Genomic DNA, 8,525 nt, shown 5'->3' on the forward strand with positions numbered 1-8,525 from the left:
GGCGGATGGACTACCAGCCCCGGGCCAGGCCCGATGACCGTCCAGCGGGGTTCTCGACCGCCCGGCGGACCGACTCCGGATCGCCGACCAGGTGAACGCTCTGGCTTGCCCGGGTGACGGCGGTGTAGAGCAGTTCCCGGGTCAGGAGCGGCGAGTCCGGCGGAGGCAACACGACCGTGACCTGGCGGAACTGGCTGCCCTGGGCCTTGTGGACGGTCATGGCGTGCAGGCTCGTCACCTGGTCCAGGAGATAGGGCGAAAAGGTGCCCCACTGCGTCCGGTCACCGATCGCGGCGCGGGACTGGCCGTCCAGCGCCACCACCACCCCCGAGTCGCCATTCGACAGCCCGAGGTCGCGCAGGTTCTGGGTCACCAGCAGCGGACGGCCGGGGTACCACTCGCCTTCGGCGCCGTAGCCGGGGATGGAGGCTCGCAGGTGCTCCTCGGCCAGCCGACCCCAGCGCGCCACGCCGTAGCGACCCTCACGGTGGGCACACAGCAGGCGGTGGTCGTCCAGGTGGTCCAGCGCCTGGGCGATGTCCCCGGCCTGGGCGGCGGCGTGGATCAAGTGTCCGCAATCCCGGATGGCGGCGGACAACTCGGGCGAGTCGGCGGGCGACCAGTGCGCGAGCTCGCGGCCACCGACAGCCGTCATCTGGACCTGCCCGCCTGCCGCCAGCAGCGACAGGGCCTCGTCTGCCTCCCCCCGCCGGATGGTCTCGGCCAGGTTGGCGATGTCGGTGCCGAAGCGCCAGGTGTGCACCAGCTCGACCACCTGGCCACGGTCGGGTGAGTTCGGCAGCCGGGAGGCGGCGACCAGGTCGGCCAGCACCGATCCGGCGTCGACGCTCGTGAGCTGGTGGTGGTCACCGACCAGGACGAGCCGCGTGTCCTCGCGCAGCGCCTCCAACAGTCGCGCCATCAGCGGCAGGGCGACCATGGAGACCTCGTCCACGACGACGACGTGGTGCGGCAGGGGATTGGTGGCACCACGCCCGAAACCACCCCCGGCACCGCGGGCCTCCAGCAGCTTGTGCAGCGTTGAGGCCTCCTCCGGGTGCGGACGGGCCGAGCCCTCCGGCAATTCGGACAGCGCCTGGCTGACGGCCTGCTGCAGGCGGGCGGCGGCCTTGCCGCTGGGTGCAGCAAGGGCGATCCGCAGCGGGGTGGAGGTCTGCGCCTGCAGGGTGGCCAGGAGTTTGGCGACGGTGCTGGTCTTGCCGGTGCCCGGACCACCGGCGACCACCGTCGTCCACCCGGACGCTGCGGCGCTCGCCGCCTTCTTCTGGCGGTCCTCCTCACCCTCGTCCAGACCGACCCCGTCGAACAACGCGCCGAGGGCGCGAGCCAGCCGAAGCTCATCGATCGGGGGTACGGGCCGGGCCGAACGGTCGTCCAGTTGCCGGCGGACGACGCTCTCCTCGAGCCAGTAGCGCTCCAGGTAGAGCAGGTCATCGACGAGCCGGACCGGGAGCTTGTTCGCCGCCGCAGCCGCGCCCTGGGCCACCATCGGGCTCGCAGCCAGCGCCGCGAGCCATTCGTCCACCTCGGGCCAGGGCAATTCGGCAACCGGGACCGCCGTCACCTCGGGGTCCAGGGCAGGGTCCTTGATGTCGGCCAGCACCTGCGCTCGCGCCGTGCGCAGGTCGAGGCAGACCGACCCGGTCCGCAGGGCACGGACGGCGAGTGCGACGGCCAGCAGCACCGGTTCGCTGGATTCACGGCAGAGGCGGCCGAGCGTCTGCGCGACGTGGACGTCGGCGAGTTCCAGCACGCCCTCGTCGCTGAACGCGCCGAGAACCCCGACAGCCGAGATGGCCCGGTAGGGATCGGGCACGGTGGCGGTGTTCCGCCCGGGGTGCGCCTCGGAGCTCATCGCAGTCCTCCCAGGAGTTCGGAGACGGTCACCACGAGCCGCGGGGCCGGGTGCCAGGTGAACACACCGCAGGGCATGCCCTCGACGACGGGGGTCTCGGGCCCAGCCATCCCGCGGACGAAGAGATAACCAACCCCGCCCAGGTGGCGCGCCGGATCGTAGCCGGGCAGCCGCCACGACAGGTAACGGTGCAGGGCCGCGCAGTAGAGCAGGGCCTGCAGGGGGTAGTGCGCCTCGATCATCGCCCTGGCCATCGCGGGCGGGGTGTAGTGCCACACGGTCAGGTCGGTCTCGGTGGGCATCCGGTTGGTCTTGTAGTCGACCACCAGGTGGCGCTGGTCGGGCAACCTCAGCACGGCGTCGATCGAGCCGGTCAGGAAGCCGCGCAAGACCTTGTCGGCGACCGGGGAAGCGGCCAGGTGCTGCCCATAGCGCTCGGCGAAGGGGTCCTGACCGGCGAGGCCCGGGTCGCAGAGCGCAGCGGCGATCGCGCCGAGGGTTGCAGTGCGCCTGTTCGACCCGAGCGGCAACTCGAAGTCCAGTTCGGCAAGACGGTCGGCGACCGCGATGTCGGCCAGGCGCAGTCCATTCGCCAGGTCGCCGAGGGGGGTGTCGAGCACCTCGAGCACCCCGCGCGCGAGGGCCTCGGCGTCCAGGCCGTCCACCGGCATCCTGGTGACCAGATGGTCCACGTGCCGGGCCACCTCGGCGGGCAGATCGGGTGCCTGCGGATTCACCAGCTCGAGGACGCCGTGCACCAGGGAACCGAACTGGACACCGCCGGGCAGGGGCGCGAGTGACGAAATGAGCGGATCCTCGACGGTCGGTGCGACCGCCAGCGCTGGCGCCTCATCGCGGCCCTGCCGGACATCACCAGGGTCGGTCGCATCCGGTTCGTCGTCCAGCCACCCGTCGGGGCGCTCCAGCAGCGGCATCCCGTGCACGTCGGCGGTCAGGCCCGAGTAGGAGGTCCTGCGCCAGGTGCGGTCGATCTCCCGCCGGGCGGTGCGCGCGCGCAGCTCGGTGCGTCCGGTGGGGGCAGCTGGCAGCACCCGTGCTGGCGCGGCGGGCACGGTCACGACGCTGGTGAGCCGGGGGTCGAGGCGATTGCCCTCGACGGGAGTGGGCTCCAAGGGGTAGTCCGCGTCAGGGGTTGCTCCGTGGCGGCGGGGGCCGTTCAACAGCCGGTGCAGCGGGGAACCGGCCGTGTTCTCCTTGGTCGGGGCCCACCACATCACGAGCCGGCTCTTCGCCCGGGTGGCCGCCACGTAGAGGGTGCGCAGCGACTCGGCCCGTTCCTCGGCGAGGTGCTGGGCCCAGCGTTCCTTGCGTCCCGCGTCGACGCCCACGTCGAGTACCCGGTCGGTGCCCTCGTGGCGGACCACGGGCTCGAACTTGTCCTCCGGCTGCCAGGAGTCGGCGGCTTCGGGCAGCAGCACCACCGGGAACTCGAGGCCCTTGGCCCCGTGGACGGTCATGACCTGGACGCACGACCGGTCGGTCTCCAACCGGCGGGTGCGATCGGCGTCCTGGCCGGCATCGGCCTGGTCGATCCGGTCAGCCAGCCAGTCGACGAGGGCCGCCGGCCCGAGTTGCTGGCGATTCGCTGCCTCTTGCAGGAGCTGTGCGACGTGGCGAATGTCGGTGAGCAGGCGCTCACCGCCGGGACGCGCCAGCAGCCGCTGGTAGAGGTGGTGCTGCTCGCACAAGAGCTCGTGCACGGCGGCCACGCCCTGGTCGGCGAGCACGCGGGCGAGTGTTTTCATCTCCACCGCGAGGTTGCCCAGTGTCTGGTGGCTGGGCAACCCGGGCTCGTCGCGCACCGCGGCCGCCAGCTGCATCTCGTCCCAGCCCACCAGACTGGTCAGCGCTGCCCGCTTCATCGTCGTGGTGCGCGGGTCGCACAGGGCGGTGAGCAGTTCCAGCCAGTCGCGTGCCGCTGTCGTGCGCATCACCGGGTCAGCGCCGCCGAAGACGGCACCGACGCCAGCCGCGACCAGGGCGCGACGGATCTGCTCGCCACGGCGATTGCGACGCACCAGCACGGCGATGTCACGGGCCTGCAGCGGACGCCACTGGTCAGGTTCTGCATCGAACACCTCCCAGCCGTCGGTCAGCAGCGCCACGACCTGGTTGACGAGGTCCGTGTCGACGAGTTGGGCTGCCGCCCGGCTGGTGAGTTCGGAGCTTCCCGTTCGCGGGATGCACCGGATCTCGGCCGGGGTGGTGGCCGAGGGCTCTGAGCGGGCCCTGCGGATACGCGGCTGTTCATGGCGCGCAGAGACCTCGCGGACGACGATCCGGCCGTCGCCGAGCGCAGCCCCCGCGAAGAGGTCGAGGACGGCCGCGACCACGCCCGCATCGGAGCGGTGGTTGGTGGGCAAGGTTCGGGTCTCGCCCTGCTGCGTGGCCTGCAGGTAGGCGGCGACGTCGGCGCCACGAAAGGCGTAGATGGCTTGCTTCGGGTCACCGATCAGCACCAGGGTGGAGCGCCCGGCGAAGGCCTTCTCGACGATCTCCCACTGGGTGGGGTCGGTGTCCTGGAACTCGTCGATCAGCACGAGTGGGTAGCGGGCGGCGAGTGCGGCAACGGCCTGCTCGCCGGTGACCGGGTCAAGCAGGGCAGCCCGCAGGCGTCCCACCATGTCGTCAAAGGTGTACAACCCCGCCCGGCGCATGCGGGCCTCGAACTCACCGCGCACCTGCGCAGCGAAGCCCACCCGGTCAGCGGTCAGGCCCTCGGCCGGCTGCGGGGCGAGCGGCGCGACGGGTTCGCGGATGGTGGCTGCCAGCGCCACGGCACGCCACTGGTCCCAGCGGGCCAGCTTGTGCGGCGGCTTGGTGTCAGTGCTGGTCAGCTCGTGGGCCAGGTACACGTCCTGGGCCACCTGGGTCGCGACGTCGCTGACGTCGTCGACGAAGCGCGCGGTGGCGTCATGGTCGGTGAGCATCCCCAGCCCGGTGAGCATCTGCTGGCAGAACTCGTGGGTGGTGGCGATGGTGGCCTGGTCGATGTCCCCCAGGGCGGCGCGGAGCCGGTCCCGGCGTTCGATCAACTCGGTCGGGGTCCCGGTCACCAGCAAGGCGTCCACGGGGTCAATCTCACCGGGCACCCTTCCCTCGGCAGCGGACTGCAACAACTCGACGGTATGAACGAGCCGTTCGTGCACCCGGCTGCGCAACTCGCCGGTGGCGGCGCGGCTGAAGGTGACCATCATCACTTCGTCCAGCCGAAAGCGACCCTCGGCCAGGTAGCGCACCGCCAGCGCCGTGATGGCATAGGTCTTGCCCGTACCGGCCGAGGCCTCGAGAACGGTGGTGCCGGTCGGCAGCGGACCCACCAGGTCGAAGCCCTCCGGCTGGGGGCCACCCACGGGGGCGGCGGGAAGGGTCTCGGTCATCGCAGGTTCTCCACCGTCAGCTGGGTACGCAGGGGGCCGAACAGCCAGTCCGCCAGCCCCTCGAATCGACTGCCCGCGAGCAGGCCCGGGTCGCCGTCCAGCGGCGGTGGTGCCATCAGGTCCTCGTACTCGTCGCCGAGGAAGCGAGCCCAGTCGGCATCGTGGTCGGAGCGCTGCCACGCGCGTCGAGCATTGCGGGCCGGGTCCTGATCCCCCCACGGGCGCAGCGGTACGACTGACATCCTTTCCGCGGCGGTCTTGACCGGCAGTGGCAGCAGCCGCTGCAAGCCCTCGTGTCGCAGGGCCACGAACTCCCCGAGCAGTTGAGCACAGGCCTCGGGCGGCGGTGCCAGCAGGGTCGCGACCGCATCACGTCCGACATGGACCGCCCGCCAGCCACCAACAGGTGCCGCCGTGGTGGCACCCAGCACCAGCAACGGCAGCCAGGCCTGCAGCAGGTGCTGGCCATTGCTCTTGGAGAAGACGTGGCTGCACACCGCATTCCCCTGGGTGCGAACACGCCCGGTGAGCCGCCCGCCGGTGAGCTGCAGGACGCAGTCGTGGTCCTCGCCCGGGCCCTGGCTGACGCGCATCGTGGCGTCGACCACCTTGCGCACCGTCGGCATCAGGCGTTCCAGCACCCGGCTGCCCAGCACACCTGGCGGCAGGTCGCCGCGCAGCCGCTCGGCCGCCTCCACCTGCGCCGGGTCCAACCCGGCCAACGCGAGTTCCACCATCCGGTGCCCGATCCGCCAGTCGTCCAGGAAACTCGGGTCGACCGGCAGATCGTCCGACAACTGCTCGTCCCAGCTGCCCATCGTGACGCCCATGCTGTGGCGCAGCAGCTCACGGGCGGGGTGCTTGAAGAAGGTCACCAGCTGCTCGAGTTCGACGTCGCCCGACGGCGGAGTGCCGAGGCTCTGCTGCCACAGCGCAGGACGTGGTGTGGGTACCTGGGCGAGGAACTGCTCGCGGGCGCGGGCACCGGCCAGCGCCAGCTGGTCGAAGGATCCGACGGCCCCGGGGGTGAAGTTGCGGGCAGAGTGCGGCATCAGGGGGTGCGCCACGCAGTCGAAGCTCCCGCCGGAGTGCTGCTCACAGGCGTCCAGGAGGTCCGCCAGCGCGACCGGCCTGGGGAGCGGTTCGTTGGTGCGCGCATCGAAACCCTGGTGGACGACCAGGAAGCGCTCGCGGGCCGACGCCAGTGCGTCCAGCAACCATTGGCGCGACTGCGCGCGAGGGTCCAGTTCGATGTCCACCTGGCGCACCACATCATCCCCATCGCGCGTTGGACGGCGGGGGAATGATCGGTCGTCCAGACCGAGCACGGCGACCACCCGATGGGGCACAGCGCCGAGATCGTCCAGACCGCACACCAGCAACGAGCCGTTGCCGTGGTTGGGACGACCGCGCCCGACCCGCAGCAGGCGGTCGAAGAGGGCACGGATGTCACCCAACACAAGCTCGGCGCGGCGGTCGACGGTGAGGTCGGCGAGGTCGGCCAACTCAGCGCTGGCGGCACTTACCTGCCAGGCCTGTTCACGTTCCGCTCCGAGCAGCAGGTCAATGACCTCCTGCAGTCGGTTCACCCACACCCCGATCGAGGCCGGTTCCCGCAGCCCGGCGGCGACCCGCCGGACGCGTGAGACGATCTCGGCGAGCTTGCCGGCGGCGGCCACGTCATTGGACTCGACCTGCGCCAGGGGAAGTGCGGTGCCGAGCCACGACGGAGGCTCCTGACCCATGGCCACGCCCACGAGGACCCGGTCGAGCCCCGCCAGCCAGGTCGACTGGCGCACCCCGGCCAGCCCGAAGCTGGCGCGGTGGTTCGCGTCCAGCCCCCACCGGATGTCGGCCTGCTTGATCAGCCGTCCGACGCGCTCCCGATCATCCTCGCCGAGGGCGAACCGCGCGATGACGGCGGGCGAGTTGCACAGGTCGAGCAGCGCGGAGGAGGTCGCGCGACCGGCCACCAGGTCCAACACGTGCACCAGCCCGACCAACACCTGGTTGGGCTGGGCCAGCGAACCGTCAGCCAGTTGCACGCGTAGTTCATGGCCGGGGTGGAGCAGCGGCCCGATCCGGTCACGGTCCAGTTGGAAGGAGGCGCGCACCAAGGGCGCGGCCGCGGCCAGGTCGGTGCAGGCGACGACGACATCACGCGGCTCGAGTGTCGGGTCGTCCTCGAACAGCGCGACGAGAGACTCCCGCAAGACCTCCACCTGGCGGTCCAGGCCGTGCGCCCGATGGATCTGCACCGAGCCGATCTCAGCGCCATCGCCCCCATGCTGCAGCGCCCCGAGCAGCCCGCGCGGGCGAGGAGTCACCGGCGGCAGTACCTCGACGACGTCCGCAGCCGTGCGCCAACGATCCAGGGCCTCGGCGCGCAAGCCGCCAAAGCGGGACACCAGGGCGCCGTCCATCTCCGACTGGTCCAACAACCAGGCATGCACCGGGCGTCTGGTGGCCAGGGCCTGCACCAGGGCGCGGTCGAGTGGGGTGCAGGGCGTGGGATCGAGCAGGCGGAGCACCTCTTCGCTGGCAGCGAGGGTGGCCACTGCGTCGACCAGCAGGTCGTGCCGGGCCACCGGGTCGGGGGCGGGGTCGAGCAGCGCTCGGACCCGCAGCCACACCTCGGGCTGCCATTGACGGTGTTCGGGAAGCGGTTGCGCATCGGCGCCCACTGCTCGACCGGCGGACCATTCGCGCACCATCCCCGGTGCCGTGCGGCAGTAACCCAGGAACAACCCGCCGATCTTGTTCGCGGTCGCCAGCCGGCGTCCCGGACGTGCTTCTGCCGAGCCGAGGTGGTGGTCCAGGACGGCAGCCCAGGGTTGGCCGGAGCATTCGTCCAGAACCTCGAGGACGGCCATCGCCAGACCGCGGCTGCGCCAGGGATCGGTGGCCGCGTCCAGACCGAGCAGGTCATGCTCCAGCGCCCGTCGCAGCCGCCTCAACTGGGTGAACTCCACGCCCGCGCAGACGCCCAGCCCGTCGTCCGAGAGGCGTGTCGCCAGCACCTGCGAGAGGCGCCGAGACGCCGCCGAGCCACCCACGACAATGGGGATGGACACGAAGGGGTCGACGTCGACGGAACGCAGCTCGCCGGCCAGGTCGGCGGCGAGGTCTTCCCAGCTGTCGCTGAGGCGCAGGCGGAGCAGTGCTGTCATGGTGCTGACCACCCTAGGTGTTGGTGGCAGACAGGTTCATGACAGTCGGGTGATGGGAGCTTTCCCGCCGAGTGCTCT

3 protein-coding genes are annotated in these 8,525 nt (G+C 71.2%); all 3 read right to left on the bottom strand.

Features of this window, described 5'->3' with window-relative positions:
- Window positions 1-10 precede the first annotated feature (10 nt).
- From recD to ABD089_RS09285, 3 genes are read right to left on the bottom strand one after another with little or no spacing between them, the layout of a single operon-like run.
- On the bottom strand, window positions 11-1,876 hold the full coding sequence (recD, locus tag ABD089_RS09275; protein WP_343886058.1) for an exodeoxyribonuclease V subunit alpha: 1,866 nt from the start codon (window positions 1,874-1,876) through the stop codon (window positions 11-13).
- Window positions 1,873-5,277 (bottom strand): UvrD-helicase domain-containing protein, encoded by a 3,405-nt coding sequence (locus ABD089_RS09280; protein ID WP_343886059.1) that lies wholly within the window; start codon window positions 5,275-5,277, stop codon window positions 1,873-1,875. Before ABD089_RS09280 ends, recD begins: the two co-directional genes overlap by 4 nt.
- Complete coding sequence (locus tag ABD089_RS09285) at window positions 5,274-8,447, bottom strand: exodeoxyribonuclease V subunit gamma (protein ID WP_343886061.1); 3,174 nt, start codon at window positions 8,445-8,447, stop codon at window positions 5,274-5,276. Before ABD089_RS09285 ends, ABD089_RS09280 begins: the two co-directional genes overlap by 4 nt.
- Window positions 8,448-8,525 lie beyond the last annotated feature (78 nt).

It is taken from the genome of Luteococcus sanguinis, assembly GCF_039527675.1.
Classification (GTDB): Bacteria; Actinomycetota; Actinomycetes; order Propionibacteriales; family Propionibacteriaceae; genus Luteococcus; species Luteococcus sanguinis.